16 protein-coding genes are annotated in these 16,832 nt (G+C 61.8%); 14 read left to right on the top strand and 2 right to left on the bottom strand.

The genetic code is table 11. The features are described from left to right. Positions 1-45: 45 nt before the first annotated feature. Positions 46-453 carry a rhodanese-like domain-containing protein gene (locus tag WC509_02915; protein ID MFA5006403.1) on the bottom strand — a complete coding sequence of 136 codons (408 nt, stop codon included), beginning with the start codon at positions 451-453 and terminating at the stop codon, positions 46-48. A gap of 127 nt (positions 454-580) precedes the next feature. Here WC509_02915 and efp point away from each other — a divergent pair, with 127 nt between their 5' ends. The 7 genes from efp (at position 581) to WC509_02950 (ending at position 7,246) form a co-directional block, all read left to right on the top strand. Next, the gene (efp, locus tag WC509_02920) at positions 581-1,141 is read left to right on the top strand and encodes an elongation factor P (GenBank protein MFA5006404.1); all 561 of its coding nucleotides are present in this window, start codon (positions 581-583) and stop codon (positions 1,139-1,141) included. A 22-nt stretch (positions 1,142-1,163) separates the two neighbouring features. Then, positions 1,164-2,561, top strand: coding sequence for a hemolysin family protein (locus tag WC509_02925; GenBank protein ID MFA5006405.1), 1,398 nt, complete (start codon positions 1,164-1,166; stop codon positions 2,559-2,561). Between the two features lie 52 nt (positions 2,562-2,613). After that, a complete protein-coding gene (locus WC509_02930; protein ID MFA5006406.1) occupies positions 2,614-3,345 on the top strand; it encodes a pseudouridine synthase in 732 nt (243 codons plus the stop codon). 66 nt (positions 3,346-3,411) lie between these two features. After that, a complete protein-coding gene (gene cmk / locus WC509_02935) occupies positions 3,412-4,098 on the top strand; it encodes a (d)CMP kinase (protein ID MFA5006407.1) in 687 nt (228 codons plus the stop codon). Next, the gene (locus WC509_02940; protein MFA5006408.1) at positions 4,091-5,527 is read left to right on the top strand and encodes a S1 RNA-binding domain-containing protein; all 1,437 of its coding nucleotides are present in this window, start codon (positions 4,091-4,093) and stop codon (positions 5,525-5,527) included. Before cmk ends, WC509_02940 begins: the two co-directional genes overlap by 8 nt. A 36-nt stretch (positions 5,528-5,563) precedes the next feature. Beyond that, positions 5,564-6,871: a ribosome biogenesis GTPase Der gene (gene der / locus WC509_02945; protein ID MFA5006409.1), complete on the top strand. Its 1,308-nt coding sequence runs from the start codon at positions 5,564-5,566 to the stop codon at positions 6,869-6,871. 102 nt (positions 6,872-6,973) lie between these two features. Continuing rightward, positions 6,974-7,246 (top strand): HU family DNA-binding protein, encoded by a 273-nt coding sequence (locus WC509_02950; protein ID MFA5006410.1) that lies wholly within the window; start codon positions 6,974-6,976, stop codon positions 7,244-7,246. 49 nt (positions 7,247-7,295) lie between these two features. Here WC509_02950 and WC509_02955 read toward each other — a convergent pair whose 3' ends face one another. Next, complete coding sequence (locus WC509_02955; protein ID MFA5006411.1) at positions 7,296-8,414, bottom strand: CPBP family intramembrane glutamic endopeptidase; 1,119 nt, start codon at positions 8,412-8,414, stop codon at positions 7,296-7,298. A 146-nt stretch (positions 8,415-8,560) separates the two neighbouring features. Here WC509_02955 and WC509_02960 point away from each other — a divergent pair, with 146 nt between their 5' ends. From WC509_02960 to WC509_02990, 7 genes are all read left to right on the top strand, one after another. Further along, positions 8,561-9,226: a TrkA family potassium uptake protein gene (locus WC509_02960; GenBank protein ID MFA5006412.1), complete on the top strand. Its 666-nt coding sequence runs from the start codon at positions 8,561-8,563 to the stop codon at positions 9,224-9,226. Between the two features lie 100 nt (positions 9,227-9,326). Further along, a complete protein-coding gene (rdgB, locus tag WC509_02965; protein MFA5006413.1) occupies positions 9,327-9,914 on the top strand; it encodes an RdgB/HAM1 family non-canonical purine NTP pyrophosphatase in 588 nt (195 codons plus the stop codon). Further along, entirely contained in the window at positions 9,911-10,432 is a 522-nt protein-coding gene (locus tag WC509_02970) for a metallophosphoesterase (GenBank protein ID MFA5006414.1), read from the top strand. Before rdgB ends, WC509_02970 begins: the two co-directional genes overlap by 4 nt. Positions 10,433-10,436: 4 nt before the next feature. Then, positions 10,437-13,376: a hypothetical protein gene (locus WC509_02975; protein MFA5006415.1), complete on the top strand. Its 2,940-nt coding sequence runs from the start codon at positions 10,437-10,439 to the stop codon at positions 13,374-13,376. Positions 13,377-13,484: 108 nt separating this feature from the next. Then, positions 13,485-15,191, top strand: coding sequence for an alpha-glucosidase (locus tag WC509_02980; protein MFA5006416.1), 1,707 nt, complete (start codon positions 13,485-13,487; stop codon positions 15,189-15,191). Positions 15,192-15,315: 124 nt separating this feature from the next. Beyond that, the gene (locus WC509_02985; protein ID MFA5006417.1) at positions 15,316-16,380 is read left to right on the top strand and encodes an extracellular solute-binding protein; all 1,065 of its coding nucleotides are present in this window, start codon (positions 15,316-15,318) and stop codon (positions 16,378-16,380) included. A gap of 78 nt (positions 16,381-16,458) precedes the next feature. Then, complete coding sequence (locus WC509_02990; protein ID MFA5006418.1) at positions 16,459-16,830, top strand: transcription antitermination protein NusB; 372 nt, start codon at positions 16,459-16,461, stop codon at positions 16,828-16,830. Positions 16,831-16,832: the final 2 nt, after the last annotated feature.

The raw sequence follows: 16,832 nt of genomic DNA on the forward strand, positions 1-16,832 counted from the left end.
AAAAAGGGATGCGGCGTGAAACCGCATCCCTTTATTGTTCGAAGGCTATTCTTCCTTGACGCCGAAGGTCCATGCGGCAAAGCCGCCCTTGAGGACGTAGACGGGATTGAAGTTCTTCCGGACGAACTTGCGCGAGACCGCACGGACGAGCGGTCCCTGGCGGTCGTCGTAGACGAACACCGGCATGTCGGTGCGCAGCTTGGACAGCTGCGAGAAGACCTCGCGCTTCGGAAAATTGCGCGCGCCGTTGATCCGGCGGGCGCCGAACGCCTCGGCGGGACGGAGGTCGACGAGCTGACCGCGGCGCATGTTCTTGCGGAACTCCTCGGGATCGAGGACGACGATGCGCTTGTAGTCGTACTGCTTGCGGGTGGCGATGAGCAGACCGGCGAGCAGACCGACCGAAATCGGCAGCGCCCAGTCCCAGAACGTGGCGAGAAACATCGGATCCATTCCCTTCTGGCGAAACTACAACCTATTATAGTGCCGGAGATTTCTGTTGTCAATAAATGATTTTTGTAATATAATACGTATGTCATTTTCGCGGGGCGACGCCCCGCTTGCACTCCGGAGGGTAGACATGATCAACACGAACGAACTCCGCAACGGGATGACCATCCTGTTCGAGGGAAACATCTACATGGTCCTGGAATTCCAGCATCTGAAGACGGCCAAGTCCGGCGCGATGATGCAGACGAAGCTGCGCAACCTGCGCACCGGCGGCGTCATCTCCAAGACCTTCAACGGCGGCGTCAACCTCGACACCGCGAACGTCACGAAGACGCAGATGCAGTATCTGTACGCCTCGGGCGACATGCACGTCTTCATGAACAACGACACCTACGAGCAGATCGAGATCCACGCCGATCGGATCCAGAACGAGCTGCTCTACCTCACCGAGGGCGTCAACATCACGGTGATGATGTTCGAGGAAGAGGTCCTCGGCATCGAGATGCCGGACAAGGTCGTCCTCGAAGTCGTCGAATGCGCCGGTGCCGCCCGCGGCAACACCGCATCCAACGCGCAGAAGGAAGCCCTGACGAACACGGGACTCAAGCTGAACGTCCCGCTCTTCATCGACCAGGGCGAGAAGATCGTCGTCTCGACCCTCACGGGCAAGTACGACAGCCGCGCCAAATAACCATCCGAGGAGCTGATCGAGCTTGAGTACCGGGCACTTGCGCCTCTTCACCGCCGTCTGGGACGTCTTCAATGCGCCCCTTTTGGCGTTGATGCTGGCGCTCCTCGCGGTTTCAGCGTTCTTCTCGATGGCGGAGATGGCCTTCTCCGCCGTCGGCAAGGTGCGCCTGAAGACGCTCGTCGACCAGAACGCGCACGGTTCGAAGAAGGCGCTCTGGATCGCCGAGAACTTCGACCGCACGCTGACCACGCTTCTGGTCGGCAACAACCTCGTCAACATCGCGAACACCTCGGTCGCGGTGGTGTTCTTCTCCTCGCTCTTCGCCTCGCTGCCGAATGCGACCACGGTCGTCTCGATCGTCAATACCGCGGCGATGACGATCATGATCCTGATCTTCGGCGAGATCCTGCCGAAGAGCGCGGCCAAGATGAATCCCGAGAAGATGTGTCTCCGCATCAGCGGCTTCCTCTATTTCCTGATCCGGGTCATGACGCCGATCACCTTCCCCTTCCGGAAGCTGAACAGCCGCGTCGTCCAGCGCCTCGACGCCGGCGGCGAGCAGAAGCCGACGGTGACCGAGGACGAACTCGAGACGATCATCGACACGATGGAAGAGGAAGGCTCGATCGACGGCGAGGAGGCGGACATGCTGCAGCGCGTCCTCGACCTCTCGGACATCACCGTCGAAGAGATCATGACGCCGCGCGTCGACATGGTCGCGATCGACATCGAGAAGACGGTCGAAGAGATCACCGATATGTTCATCAAGCACAAGTTCTCGCGGATGCCGGTCTACGACGGCAACTCCGACAACATCGTCGGCATCCTCTACGAGCGCGACTTCTTCACCAAACTCATCAAGAACCGCACTTTCAACGTCAAGAAGATCCTCCGCAAGCCGCTCTTCGTGCCGGCGACCACCAAGGTCGACGCGCTCATCGAACTGCTGCAGGGGGAGAACAACCACATGGCCGTCGTCGTCGACGAGTACGGCGGGGTGGACGGCATCGTGACGATGGAGGACGCCCTCGAGGAACTCGTCGGCGAAATCTACGACGAGCACGACGACGTCGAGAAGAACGTCGTCAAGCGCGACCAGAACACCTATGTGGTCGACGCCGACTTCGACCTCAAGCGCCTCTTCGAGGACCTCGAGCTTGGAACGCCTCCCGAAAGCGAGGCGACCTCGGTCGGCGGCTGGCTCTTCGAGCAGTTTCAGGACATCCCGGAGGTCGGAGAGAAGCTGGAATTCTCGCTGGCCGTGAACCAGCGTTACAACGATCTCTCCGAACTCGTCGGCGAGGACCTCGAGGTGCTCACCTTCGAAGTCCTCAAGGTCAAGCAGCGCCGGATCAAGTCGGTGCTCCTGAACGTGCGCGTCACGGGATCCAAGACGGCCGGCGATTCGGTCGCCGAATGACGAACCGCCGGGGATCGGACGATCTCCGGCTTTGATTGAAAGGCGGTCCCCCATGGAACGATTGCAGAAAGTCATCGCCGCCGCCGGCGTCGCATCGCGACGGGCGGCCGAAGAAATGATCGCCGCGGGGCGCGTCGCCGTCAACGGCGTCGTCGTCACGCTGCCCGGCACCCAGGTCGAACCGACCGACGAGGTCGCGATCGACGGCGACGTGATCGGCCGCGAGGAGAAGGTGTATTACGTTCTCTACAAACCGCCCGGCGTGGTCTCGACGACCGACGACGACAAGAAGCGGAAGACCGTCGTCGATCTCATCGGCGCCAGGGAACGCATCTTTCCGATCGGACGCCTCGATTTCGACACGACCGGCGTCCTCCTCCTCACCAACGACGGCGACTTCAACAACGCCCTGATCCATCCGCGCTTCCACGTCGAGAAGGAATACCGCGTCAAGGTCGAGGGACTGATCCGCAAGGAGACCTCGACGAAACTCTGCCGCGGAATCGAGATCGACGGCGCGAAGACGGCGCCGGCGAAGATCTTCGACGTCCGATACGACGAGGACCGGGCTTCGAGCCATCTATCGATCGTGATCACCGAGGGCAAGTACCACCAGGTGAAGAAGATGTTCGCCGCGGTAGGGCATCCGGTCCTGAAACTGCGTCGCGAACGCTTCGGCACGATCACCTGCGAAGGGCTCAAACCGGGGGCCTGGAGGCGTCTGAAACCGCACGAAATCAAGCAGCTTTGGAATCTCAGCAGTTTCGGAAAAACGGAACGATGAATTTTGCATTTAGGGATGGAAAAGCCCGAAAATATGATATAATATGAAAAGTTGAGGAGCGATACGATGAAACGACACGCGCTCGCGATCGACGGCCCGGCCGGTGCCGGCAAGTCGACGGTCGCCAAACTGCTCGCTGAACGCCTCGGTTACGTCTACATCGACACCGGTGCGATGTATCGCGCCGCAACGTACAAGGCCCTCCGGCTGCACGTCGAACTGTCGGATCCGGACGCCTTCGGCTTCCTCGCCGACACGACGATGGAATTCTGCGACGGGATCCTGTTCCTCGACGGCGAGAACGTCGGTCAGAGCATCCGCTCCGCCGCCGTCACCGCAAGCGTCTCGGTCGTGGCCAGCCACATCCCGGTGCGCAACCAGCTCGTCGCCCTCCAGCAGCGGATCGCCCTCGCGGCGGACGTCGTGATGGACGGACGCGACATCGGCACCGTGGTCCTGCCTGACGCCGACCTCAAGATCTTCATGACCGCGACGGTCGAAGAACGCGCCCGCCGCCGTCACGAGGAGAATCTGGCCAACGGCCGCGAATCGGACGTCCTGAAGATCCAGAAGGACATCGAGCGCCGCGACCGGATCGATTCCTCCAGGGCCTACAACCCGCTTCGGCAGGCGGAGGACGCGGTCTTCCTCGACACGTCGAACCTCGACATCAACGCCGTCGCCGACCGCATCTACGACATGTTCACGAGAATCACTTCGGGAGATAAAAAAGGAGAGAACCACAATGGATGACAACAAGCAAATGACCATGGACATCAAGGAACTGCACGTCGGCGACGTCGTCGTCGGAAAGATTCTGAAAGTGGAGCCCAATACCGTCCTCGTCGACGTCGGTTTCGCGTTCGAAGGGACCATCTATAGAGATCACCTGACCACCAAGCCGATCAAGGACTGCGGTGAGATCGTCAAGGTCGGCGACGAGATCGAGGTCAAGGTCACGAAGATCAGCTTCGGCGACGACTCCAACATCCTCCTCCTGTCCCGTCTGGACGTCGAGAAGAAGGTCGCCTCGCAGGAGAAGATCGCGCAGCGCGAAGCCCACAAGGCGGAACTCGTCGTCGACGCCGACGTCGAGGTCAAGGTCCGCGAAGCCGTCAAGGGCGGCCTCCTCTGCAACTACTTCGGCATCGAGATCTTCGTTCCGGACTCGCTCGTCGAGATCAAGAACGTCGGTCCGGAAGGACTCGCGGAGATCAAACAGGGCCTCGTCGGCACGAACGAGATCGTCAAGATCATCGAGATCCGCAATGAACGCGGCCGCGACAAGTTCATCGGCTCGCGCAAGCAGGTGCAGTACGGCCTCCTGAAGGCCAAGGAGAAGGAAGAGATCGCCAAGCTCCAGGTCGGCGACGTCGTCACCGGCACCGTCGAGCGCATCGTCGATTTCGGCGCCTTCATCAAGATCGGCGCCTTCACCGAAGGCCTCTGCCATATCAGCGAACTCTCCCACTACCGCACCGCCAAGACGGAAGACGCCGTCAAGGTCGGCGACGTCGTCCAGGCGAAGGTCATCAAGCTCGCCGGCCGCAAGATCTCGCTCTCGCTCAAGGCACTCACCGACGATCCGTGGACCTCGTTCGTGAAGAACCACCATGTCGGCGAGAAGGTCGAAGGCACCATCTTCAAGAAGATGCAGTTCGGCATGCTCGTCGAGATCGAGAAGGAGATGCGCGGTTTCCTCTCCCGCTTCGACTACAGCTGGAATCCCTCGAAGAATCTCGCCGGCGAAGTCAAGGAAGGCGACAAGATCGAGCTCCAGATCACCAACATCGACCTTGAGAAGCGTCAGTTCTCGCTCTCCCGCAAGCATCTCGAGTACAACCCGTGGTCGGACGTCAAGGTCCGCCAGGGCGATCTCGTCTCCGGCACCGTGAAGGCGATCCAGGAGAAGGGCGCGCTCGTCGAAGTCCAGGGCATCGAAGCCTTCCTGCCGATCAGCGAACTCGCCGAAGAGCGCGTCGAGCGCGTCGAGAACGTCGTCAAGGTCGGCGACGTCCTCAACCTCGAAGTGCTCCAGTTCTTCCCGAAGGAATGGAAGTTCACGGTCTCCCTCAAGAAGGCCGTCTACAAATCGGACCGCAAGGAATTCGAAGCGCATCTGAACGAAAACGTCTCCGGCAACCAGTCGCTCGCCGACCTGTTCGCCAAGTTCAAGAAGTAGAATCCGTTTCCGGGTTTTCCAAAAAGGGTGATCTGCATGCTGCCAACAGTGGCGATCGTCGGCCGACCGAACGTCGGCAAATCGACGCTTTTCAACCGCATCGTGGGCGACAGGATCTCCATCACCGACGATACGCCGGGCGTCACGCGCGATCGCATCTATGCGAAGGCGACGTGGCTGACCCATCGCTTCAACATCATCGACACGGGGGGCATCGAAATCAGCGATGCGCCCTTTTTGGCTGAAATCAAGGCCCAGGCCGAGATCGCGATCGAAGAGGCCGACGTCGTCGTCTTCGTGACCGACGTCCAGAACGGGGTCCATCCCGACGACTATGTCGTGATGAAGATCCTGAACGGCTCGAAGAAGCCGGTCGTGGTCGCCGTGAACAAGGTCGACGACCGCCGCCTGCTGGAAGAGACCTACGATTTCTTCGAACTCGGGGCGGACGACGTCGTCGCCGTCTCCTCGGCGCACGGCATCGGCGTCGGCGATCTGCTCGACAAGGTCGTCGAACGCTTCCCGGAGACGATCGAGGAACCGTATTCCGAGGATACGACGAAGATCTGCGTGATCGGTCGCCCCAACGTCGGGAAATCCTCGCTCGTGAACGCGATCCTCGGATCGGATCGGGTGATCGTCTCGCCGATCGAGGGCACGACCACCGATTCGATCGACACCGAGTTCGTCAAGGACGGCGAGAAGTACGTCGTCATCGACACGGCCGGCCTGCGCAAGCGCGGGAAGATCTTCGAATCGGTCGAGAAGTACAGCGCCCTTCGGGCGATGCAGGCGATCGAACGTTCCGACATCGCGCTCGTCGTGATCGACGCCGTCGTCGGCATCCAGGAACAGGACAAGCACGTCGCCGGCTTCGCGCTCGACAGCGGGAAGGCGATGATCCTCGTCGTGAACAAGTGGGACGCCGTCGAGAAGGACGACCGCACGATGGAGGAATGGACCAAGGTCATGCGCACCGAATTCCAGTTCCTGTCGTACATTCCGATCGTCTTCCTGTCCGCGAAGAAGAAGACCCGCGTCCATCTCCTCTTCCCCGCGATCCGTCGCGTCGCCGAGAACTTCGCCCGCCGCGTCTCGACATCGGTGATGAACGAGGTCGTCTCCGACGCGATGGCGATGTTCCCGCCGCATGAACACAACCAGGTCAAGCTGCGCGTCTACTACGCCACCCAGGTCGCGGTCAAGTGCCCCACCTTCGTCCTCTTCGTGAACGACACGGAAGCGCTCCATTTCAGTTACCGCCGATATTTGGAAAACCGAATCCGTGAAGCGTTCGATTTTGAGGGAACCCCGATCAAATTGATCCTGCGTCGACGCGAATAGGCGAATTTGGGCGGAATTTGGAGAAAATATCTGCGAATGGCTTGCAATTTGCGCACACCGAATCTATAATGAAACCAAAGATACGAAGGAGGAATCGAATTCATGAACAAATCCGAATTAGTCGCACGCATCGCCGAATTGTCCGATCTGACCAAGAAGGACGCGGAACAGGCCCTGAACTCGACGGTCCTGGCCATCCAGGAAGCTCTCGTCAAGGGTGAAAAGGTGATTCTCACCGGCTTCGGAACCTTCGAAGTCAAGGAACGCAAGGCCCGCGCCGGACACGATCCCCGCACCGGCAAGATCATCGACATCCCCCGTCTGAAAGCGCCGACCTTCAAGTCCGGCAAGGTTCTCAAGGAACAGGTTCGCTGAATCAATCAAAAAGTCGACCGGCAAGGTCGACTTTTTTCATGGAATCGGATCAGAACGCGCCGTAGATCGCCGCGACGTAGATCAGGAAGGAAACGAGGTTGTTCAGGAAATGGACCCCGATCGTGACGTAGACGTTCTTTCCGGAGATCCAGTAGACGTAGCCGAAGACGAATCCCATCATGACGTAGGGGATCGACTGCAGGTAGTCGCCGGCGGCGACGACGTGCATCAGTCCGAAGACGAGACCGGAGGCGACGATCGGGACGACCGGACCGAATCGCTTCGGGAACAGTCCGAAGAAAACCTTGCGGAAGATCGTCTCCTCGATGATCGGGGTGAAGACGCAGAGGGTGAGGAACAGGGCGACGAGCACGAGGGCGTCGGGCTTGAACATCGAGGCGATCGCCGATTCGTTCTCGGATCCGCTCGAGATCCCGAGCCAATCCATCGCGAGGGTCGACAGGATCAGGACGAGGTAGACCTGGACCTCCCCCATCACGATATGGCCCACCATCGACTTCCAGCTCTTCCGGAAGCGACGCCAGCGGTCGGCCAGGTGGAGGCGGTCGATCAGGAGGAAGGCGACCGCGATGGCGAAGCCGTGGATCGCGTTCACGACGAGATAGAAGGTCGAGGACATGTCGAATCCGTATTCGCGGACGACCGAGGCGACCTCGGTCTCGAAGTAGAGCGTGTCGACGACCACGAGCCCTCCGCCGCTCTCGACCTCGTCCTCGCTGTAGGACGATTTCCCGAGGATTTTCCCTTCGCGGTCGAGGAACGTATAGTCGACGTAGATGCTGCCGAGGGAAAAGGAATTCCGATTCTCGTAGCGGCCGACGATCGTGACGGCATACGGGAAGCCTTCGTAGAGATCGCTTTCGACATGGGACGAGGTGATGCCGATCTCGACGATGTTCGCCGTGATCGACTCGATCTCGGGATAGCGGGCCATGAAGATGCCGTACATCGCCACGTTGACCAGGACGAGCCCGAGCACGTAGACGACGATCAGCATGAGGTTGGTTCGACGCGTCTTGAACAGGTCGTCGAGCGGATCGGAGGAATCGACCGGAGCGGGTTCGGGAGAGCCCGGCAGGGCGGGTTCGGATGCGGCGGGCGCCGGCGTCCGGGCGTTCTTGAACAGGTCTTCGTAGGGGTTGGGCATGGTGGTCCTCCGCTTCGTGGCTTTCACCCATCATTATACCGCATGCGCGCGCTTCATGAAAGGAAAATTCGCGGTTGCGCGTTCCGGATTTGACTTTCCGCGTAAAAAGGGTATAATGATGACAGAACGGAAACGGGTGATCCCATATGACCAAAAAGACTTTTGCCGTCATCGGCGTCGGGCGCTTCGGCCTCGCGCTCATCGAAGAACTCTCCAACCTCGGCGCCGACGTGCTCGTCATCGACCGCAACATCGACAAGATCGACAAGGTCGCCAAAATCGTGACCAATGCCGTCTGTCTCGACTCGACCGACGTCGACGCCCTCCGCGAGGTCGGCATCGCCAACTACGACACGGTCGTCGTCGCGACCGGCATCAACGTCGACAACTCGATCATGACGACGCTGATTCTGAAGGACCTCGGCATCAAGGACGTCTACGTCAAGGTGCAGAGCGAGTACCACGCGCGCGTCGTCGAGAAACTCGGCGTCGACCAGGACCACCTCATCTGGCCGGAGCAGTCCACCGGTCGCAGGATCGCGAAGATCCTGGTCTCGGGCAACTTCCTCGAATTCATCGAACTCGACCAGCAGTACAGTTTCGTCACCGTCACCGCCGCCCGGAAGATCCTCGGCAAGCATCTCCTCGAACTCGAGATCCGTTCGCGCTTCGGCGTCAACATCGTCGCCGTCCGTCGCAACGACAAGATCATGATTCCGAGCTCGACGACGCCGTTTGAGACCAATGACGAGGTCCTCCTCGTCGGATCGAACGCAAACATCGAGAAATTCATCCAGTGGCTGAACAAATGAAGACCGGAAACGGTCTTTTTTTGTCGGTTTCGGTGAAAACGTCGCCGTCCTCATGGTATACTAATCATGGAATCGGATGCCGAAGAAGGGGGATGCGCCCATGTGCAAGGTCGTCGTCGCGACGCGCAATCGCGGAAAGGTCGTCGAATACGGGGAACTGTTCGCACCCTACGGTCTGTCCGTCGGCTCGCTCCTCGACCATCCCGAACTGCCCGACGTCGAGGAGACCGGATCGACCTTCGCCGATAACGCGCTCCTCAAGGCGTCGGCCTGCTTCGCCGCGTTCGGCGGCCTGTGCGTCGCCGACGACTCGGGGCTCGAGGTCGTCGCCCTCGGCGGCGCTCCCGGGGTGCGCTCCCAGCGCTATTCCGCCGAAGGCACCGCCGCGGCCAACAACGCGAAGCTGCTGGCGGCGCTTGCGGGCGTCGCCGACCGCCGCGCCCGCTTCGTCTGCACGATCGCGGTGATCCGGCCGGACGGACAGAGCCGTCTCTACGTCGGCGCGCTCGAAGGAAGGATCGCGACCGCTCCGCGCGGCTCCGGCGGCTTCGGCTACGACCCGCTCTTCCTCGTCCCGGAATCGGGGTGCACGGTCGCCGAGATGGAACCCGGGGTCAAGAACGAGATCAGCCATCGCGGCCGCGCGTTCATGGCGATGATGGCGGATCGGGACTGGTGGACGCGATGAAGATCGTCCTGTTCTCCGACAACCATCGCGACCGGCAGTCGGTTGAACGCATCGTGTCTCTCCATCGCGACGCCGACCGGATCGTCTCGCTCGGCGATTCGGAGATGCGCGAGGACGAACTTTCCGCCCTCGGGATCTACGGCGTCAGGGGCAACTATCCGTTCGAACCGGATTTCCCCGAAGAACTCACGACCGTCTTCGAGGGATGGAAGACGTTTCTCTGCCACGGTCACCGCTATGGCGTGAAGAGCGGGCTGTACTGGCTCGCCGAACGCACCCGGGCGGAGGCATGCGACCTCGTCTGCTTCGGCCACACGCACGCCCCCTTCCTCGAGGACCGGGACGGCGTCGTCTTCCTCAATCCCGGATCCGCGGCGCGACCGCGGTCGGGCGCGGGAGCGACCTACGCCGTCGTCGTCGTGACCGAGACGACCCTGACGGCCGCGATCCGCGACCTCGACGACGACCGGGCGGTCCGCACCCTATCCAAACGCAAGCAAGATTCCTTCCGGAGGTGAGCCGATGGATTTCGATGTCACGCTCAAGGAATACCAGGCGTTCCCGAAGAACGCCGAACTCGCCGACAAGCTGCTCGCCCTGCAGGACGAGACCGTCAAGGCCGGCGACGCCGAGGCCTTCCTCAAGGCGACCCACCTCCTGACGGACACCTATCTCACGATGCAGGCGACCGACGAAGCGGTCGCGATGCTTTCGGCCGTTCTCCGCGACAACGCCTTCGAAGACCACAAGACGATCATCGCGATCGTCGACCGTCTCGTCCAGCTTCTCCTCAAGACGGAGGATTTCGTCCAGCTCGAGCAGGTCCTGCAGTATCGCGCGCGCTTCGCCACGGGCGTCCCGTCGCAGACGATGATGCAGCAGTTCTACCTCTCGGTCTGCTACGAGGGGCTGAAGAAGTATGACCTCGCGATCGCCGCCCTCGTCCAGGTGCCCGACAACATCTCGGCGCCGAACCTCGCATCGAAATACCTGAAATTGGCGATGCTGTACCTGAAGACCCAGGATCTCACGGCCGCCAGGAACGCCTACGACCACGCCCTCGTCTTCGACAAGGCGAAGAAGAACGAGATGTTCTATCTCGTCGAATCCGACATCCTCTTCGCCGACGGCCGGATCCTGAACGCGCTCAAGGCGTACCAGGACTTCTTCCTGCGATCGAAGACCAAGACGCGCTATCTCGACCGCTACATCACGATCAACGCCCGCCTCGGCAACTTCGAAGAGGCGTGGCGTTTCTACAAGGCGTACGAGAAGAAGGCCGCGACGAACGTCTCGAAGAACTACCGCCTCGAACTCTACGAGGCGGGTCTTCGCGTGGCGGAGGCGCTCCGCCGCTACGACGAGGCCGCGCAGATCAAGGAAAGAATCCTCGCCCTGATGGAGAAGGAACCCGAAATCATCGACAGCTTCGACGGCGTCCGCGCCCTGCTCGAGGCGGCCAACCGGATTCCCGCCGACCGCGAGCGCCGCGACGTCGTCCTCGAATGCTTCCGCGCCCTCGTCAAGGTCGCCGAGGTGCCGCGGCTCCTGTTCGTCGCCCCGACTGCGGAAGGCGTGCTCGTCGAAACCTTCTCGAAGGGACTCCTGCTCGACAAGAACATGGCCGCAACCGACCTGGCGGGCACCGCGATCGGTGCCGCGATCGACGCCGACCGGGACTACCTGCTGCTCATGGGCGTGGATTTCGGCGACCTCGTCGACCATGTCGACAACCGCCCACTCAAGGACGGTCCGATCCGCCAGGTGGTCGCGCTCAAGGTCCGCGCAGTCGGATCGACGGCCGGCTTCATCGTCGCCTACCTCGACCGCGAACGCCATTTCGACTTCGTCTCGAAACTTCTCGTCACCGCCCGCCTTGTCCTTGAGGGCAAGTTCGACACCGCCCGTCTGCGGGAACAGGACGCCGTCCGGATCATGGCCGCCGACCATGCCTTCTCTGCCGCCGGCACGGGCGTCTTCCGGATCGAGTCCGGATACCTCTTTCTCGTCGACGACCGCGCCAGGTCGCTGCTCGAGACCGACCGCGGCTTCATCCCGTTCGAGGAGTTCCAGACAAGAATGGGGGAACGGAAGCTCTACGTCGACGATTTCGTCGGGAAGAAGACCCTCGTCTTTCCGGTGACCGGCTTTTCCGGTCGGAAGATGCTCTGGAAGGCTGTCGTCTGGACCGACGGACAGGCCGTCCACTTCCTCGCCACCGACGTCCGCGAGGACGAGGAACGCGCCGCCGACGCGCTCCGCAAGGCTTCCGACTCCTATTGTTTCGGTCTGGGGACGATGCATGCGCTCGACGCCGCGATCAAGCGCACCGAGACCCAGACGGCGCTCGCACGATGGACCGCGTCCTGTCTCGACGACACGACCTATGACGACTGGAACGATGCGGCCGCGCGGCTGATCCGCCATGTCCGCGCCGGTGCCGGAACCCATCTCCTCGGTCTCTATCAGGGCGAAGACGGATCCTTCCTCGCCCATTACGACACGATCGACAAGCGCATCCTCGACCGTATCGCGGGAGCGACCGTCGACGGCACCGAACGCGACATCGCCGACGCCATCCCGCGCATCGCGACCCCCGGCGTCCGCGCCGGTTTCGTGAACCTCCTGCGCAACCGCACGGTCGCCGAATCGATCGCGAAGGCCCGGCTCGCCTGCGCGGCCGCGACTGCGGGGGCACCCCATCGCCACTATGACCGCGACCTGATCGTCTGGGAGAACCGGACGGAAGCCGTCGCGGCGCATCTTCACCACCTGATCGAGACCGATGCGATCAGACCGCGCTACGCCCAGGTCGGCAACGTCTTCACGAAGAAGGTCGAACTCTATCGTGTCTCGCTCCATCCCGATCCGGTGATCGGCGACGCCGAACTCCTCCGCATGTCGGTCCGGCGCTTCGGCATCGCCCGGGAAGTGACCCGGGCGATGCTGTCCGTCGTCCTGAAGGACATGGACGCGCTCTTCCGGATCCGGCCGATCCCGATCCGGTTCGCCCTTCCCGTCTATCCCGCAACGCTCGTCTCCCCGGGTTTCGTCGAAGAGATCCTGCGGGCCGCGAAGAAGAGGAAGGTCCCCCTCGCCCGTCTTCAATTCGTCGTGATCCCCGACGGCGACGTCGCGATCCCGGCGGCGGCGGACGCGATCGAAGCGCTCGCGGAGGCGGGCATCGCCTTCGGCTTCGACGGCCGGCGCGACCGCGTCGCGCCATGGGAGGTCTCGGGAACCATCGAGTGGGACGACGTCTGGATCGATCCGGTTCTCCTCGACCGGCCATCGTTCTCCCTTTGGGAAGCGTACGCGCAGAGCACCAAGGCGACCCTGGTCGCCGCACCAGTCGACGACGAAGCCCTCGTCGGCGCCGTCCGCAACGCGCGGATCGCCTTCGTCGAAGGCGGCGTCCTACCGATTTTCGACACGATCGAGGAACTGACCGCGTCGCTCTGAGCGCCGCGCGCCGCTCCCGCCCGTTCGGAAAACGGTTGCGGGGACGGCGCGCTTTTCAATCGCGGACGCGCGGTGTATAATGGGCTTGGCTTCAACGGGAGGACCCTCATGGAACGCAAATGGTGGGAACAGCGCAACATCTATCAGATCTATCTCCGCAGTTTCTTCGATACCGACGGCGACGGCAAGGGCGACCTTCGGGGCGTCGTCGCCAAGCTCCCCTACCTCAAGGACCTGGGGATCGGCGTCCTCTGGATCTCGCCGCACTACGATTCGCCGATGGACGACAACGGCTACGACGTCCGCGACTACTACGCGGTCTCGCCCGACTACGGGACGCTTGACGACTTCCGGGCGCTTCTGGCCGAAGCCCACGCCCGCGACATCAAGGTGATCGCCGATCTCGTCCTGAACCACACCTCGGACGAGCATGTCTGGTTCCAGGCGGCGCGCGACCCCTCGCATCCGGACCATGCGAAGTATCACGACTACTACATCTGGCGGAAGCCGAAACGCGACGACGCCGGCCGCCGGATGCGGCCGACGCGCTGGATCGGCTGGTTCGGGTCCCCCGCATGGGACTATAACGAGGCGACCGACGAATACTACCTGCACATCTTCTCGAAGAAGATGCCCGACCTCAACTGGCGCAACCGGGAGATGCGCGAGGACATGAAGAAGATGATCCGCTGGTGGCTCGACCTCGGCCTCGACGGCTTCCGCGTCGACGCCTCGAACCATCTCGAGAAGAACTGGGACTTCCCCGACGGCTTCCCCGGTTACGAGAATTTCTCCTCGATCCCGAAGCACCACGAGTACCTCCGCGAACTCGGCGAGGAGATCTTCGTCCCGCGCGACGTCCTGACCGTCGGCGAGTCGGGGGGAGCCTCGAAGGAAGAAGCCCTCATGTACTGCGGCTACGGGTCAAACGAGTTCAACATGCTGATCCAGTTCGGGCACTGCTGGGCCGACATCGACAACCGCCATCCGCGCCTGATGGGCAAGTGGGCGCAGGGGAAGCTCGACGTCGCGAACATCAAGCGATCCTTCATGAACTGGTACCGGATGCTCGACGGCAAGGGTTGGAACGTCATCTACTGGCACAACCACGACCAGCCGCGCGTCCTCAGCCATTACGGGAACGACGGCGAATACCGCGTCAGGAGCGCGAAGATGCTCGCGATCGCGCTCTACTTCATGCCCGGGACCGCGATCGTCTACCAGGGCGAGGAGATCGGCATGACCAACGTCCGCTACGACAAACTCGAGGAGTTCCGCGACGTCGAGGTTTTCACCGAGTACCAGAACATGCGCGACAAGGGGTATTCCCCCGACGAGGCGCTCGCGATCATCAAGGCGCGGTGCCGCGACAACGCCCGCACCCCGATGCAGTGGAACGACGGCGAGAACGGCGGCTTCACGACCGGCACGCCCTGGATCCGCACGAATCCGAACTATCCCGAGATCAACGTCCGCGACCAGGACTCCGATCCCGACTCGATCCTCTCGCTCTATCGCACGATCCTGAACATGCGCGCCGCCGATCCCGACATCATGGGCGGCAGGATCCGCTTCTTCGACATCGACGGGACCGGTTCCTACTGCTACCTGAACGAAGGCGCGACGTCCTCCCGCCTCGTTCTCTGCAACTTCACCGACGCTTCGCTCGCCGTCGACCTGCCGGGCGTGACCGCAGACGGGTGGACGCCCGTCGTGCACAACGGCGAACAGCCGCCCGCGATCGGAGACGGAAGGATCGTCCTTGAGCCCTACGAAGCGGCGGCCTTCGTCCGCTTCCTCGCCCCGCGCGCTTGACAAATCGCGCCATTCCACTATAATGAAGTTGCGCCTCGGGGCGCGGCTCTCCGCTCGGGCGCGGAGCCGCGGTCGGGACGCGACTTTCATTTTTCCCGCCGTCCGGGGGAAGGGAGCATCGTCCGTGAAAAGAATCCTGCTCATCCTCCTCGTTGCGGCGGGGATCCTCGCCACGGCCGCCTGCGCGGCGAGACCGAAGCTCCACATCCTCAACTTCCCCGACTACATGGACCGCTCTTTGGTCTCGGCCTTCGAACGCGACTTCGACTGCGAAGTCGTCTACCGCGAGGTCGGTTCCAACGAGGAGATGGTCGAACTGCTCCGGTCGGAAGCGGCGCATTACGACCTCGTCATCCCGTCCGACTACATGATCGGACGGCTCGTCCAGCTCGGAATGCTGCGGCCGATCGACGCGACGGCCCTTCCGAACCTCGGCATGCTCACGGTGATGCCCGGGATCGATTCGCTCTACGGAGGGGAATCCTGGTTCGACTACGCGATCCCGTATGCATGGGGGACGCTCGGCATCCTCTACGACGCGACTGTCCCCGGCCTGTCCGCCTTCGTCGAGGAGGCGGAATGGGGTGCCCTCTTCACCGCCGGCGACACCTACGACGTCGGCATGTACGATTCGGCGCGCGATGCCGTCGCCGCGGCGCTTTTGTACTACGGTTTCGACGTGAACACGGTCGACGAGGAGGAACTCGCGATGGCGGAGGACGCGCTCAAGGACGCCCGATTCACCGCCTGGGGGGAGGATTCGCTTCAGGCGCTGGTGTCGACGGGAACGCTCGATCTGGCGCTCGTTTACTCCGGCGACTACTTCTATGCCCGCGAACTCGCGATCGATTCCGGAAACGACGTGACCTTCGACCTCTACGTGCCGGCGACGACGAACGTCTGGATGGACGCGATCTGCATCCCGACCCGGGCCGAGGATCTCGATCTCGCCTATGCGTTCATCGACTACATGATGCAATACGACCGCGTCCTCGCGAACGCCGAATACATCGGCTATACACCGCCGTTTCTCGAAATCTTCGATGCGATGACCGACGACAACGTGTACGACGACCCGAGGTTCGATCCCGCCCCGACGGGAGCCGACCGGCGCATCTACCGATTCGTCGATCAACCGCACGCCGAGGACCTGCTTCTGATCCTCGAACGGGCGAAGACCGGCGAGTGACGCGCACGGACGTTTTGGCTTTCCATCCGTGGTCGCGCGTGATACAATAGGAATGACGTCACAGACAAGGTGAAACCCATGAGCAGGACCAAGGAACGCGAAACGATCGTCACGCTACTCTATACGAAGAGCATGGAAGGCGGATACGGCGAAGCCGATCATCCCGACGAACTCCTCGCGACGTTCCGCGCGGTCCTCGCGAAACTTCCCGAGATCGACCGGATCATCTCCGAGAACCTCGTCGACTGGACCATCGACCGGCTCAACAAGGTCGACCTGGCGATCCTCCGCTACGCCGTCTACGAACTGGCGTATACCGACGAGTTCCACGAAGTGATCATCGACCAGGCGATCGAACTCACCAAGAAATACACGAACCTCGACGACAACAAGCAGAAGGCCTTCAACAACAAGCTGCTCGATACCATCAAGAACAAGATCCGCAAATGAGG

It is taken from the genome of Candidatus Izemoplasmatales bacterium (assembly GCA_041649275.1).
Lineage (GTDB): Bacteria > Bacillota_I > Bacilli_A > Izemoplasmatales > Hujiaoplasmataceae > UBA12489.

Coding starts and splice junctions, on each gene's coding strand:
- WC509_02915 (MFA5006403.1), bottom strand. CDS start 453: ATGGATCCGATGTTTCTCGCCACGTTCTGGGACTGGGCGCTGCCGATT.
- efp (MFA5006404.1), top strand. CDS start 581: ATGATCAACACGAACGAACTCCGCAACGGGATGACCATCCTGTTCGAG.
- WC509_02930 (MFA5006406.1), top strand. CDS start 2,614: ATGGAACGATTGCAGAAAGTCATCGCCGCCGCCGGCGTCGCATCGCGA.
- cmk (MFA5006407.1), top strand. CDS start 3,412: ATGAAACGACACGCGCTCGCGATCGACGGCCCGGCCGGTGCCGGCAAG.
- WC509_02940 (MFA5006408.1), top strand. CDS start 4,091: ATGGATGACAACAAGCAAATGACCATGGACATCAAGGAACTGCACGTC.
- der (MFA5006409.1), top strand. CDS start 5,564: ATGCTGCCAACAGTGGCGATCGTCGGCCGACCGAACGTCGGCAAATCG.
- WC509_02950 (MFA5006410.1), top strand. CDS start 6,974: ATGAACAAATCCGAATTAGTCGCACGCATCGCCGAATTGTCCGATCTG.
- WC509_02955 (MFA5006411.1), bottom strand. CDS start 8,414: ATGCCCAACCCCTACGAAGACCTGTTCAAGAACGCCCGGACGCCGGCG.
- WC509_02960 (MFA5006412.1), top strand. CDS start 8,561: ATGACCAAAAAGACTTTTGCCGTCATCGGCGTCGGGCGCTTCGGCCTC.
- rdgB (MFA5006413.1), top strand. CDS start 9,327: ATGTGCAAGGTCGTCGTCGCGACGCGCAATCGCGGAAAGGTCGTCGAA.
- WC509_02970 (MFA5006414.1), top strand. CDS start 9,911: ATGAAGATCGTCCTGTTCTCCGACAACCATCGCGACCGGCAGTCGGTT.
- WC509_02975 (MFA5006415.1), top strand. CDS start 10,437: ATGGATTTCGATGTCACGCTCAAGGAATACCAGGCGTTCCCGAAGAAC.
- WC509_02980 (MFA5006416.1), top strand. CDS start 13,485: ATGGAACGCAAATGGTGGGAACAGCGCAACATCTATCAGATCTATCTC.
- WC509_02990 (MFA5006418.1), top strand. CDS start 16,459: ATGAGCAGGACCAAGGAACGCGAAACGATCGTCACGCTACTCTATACG.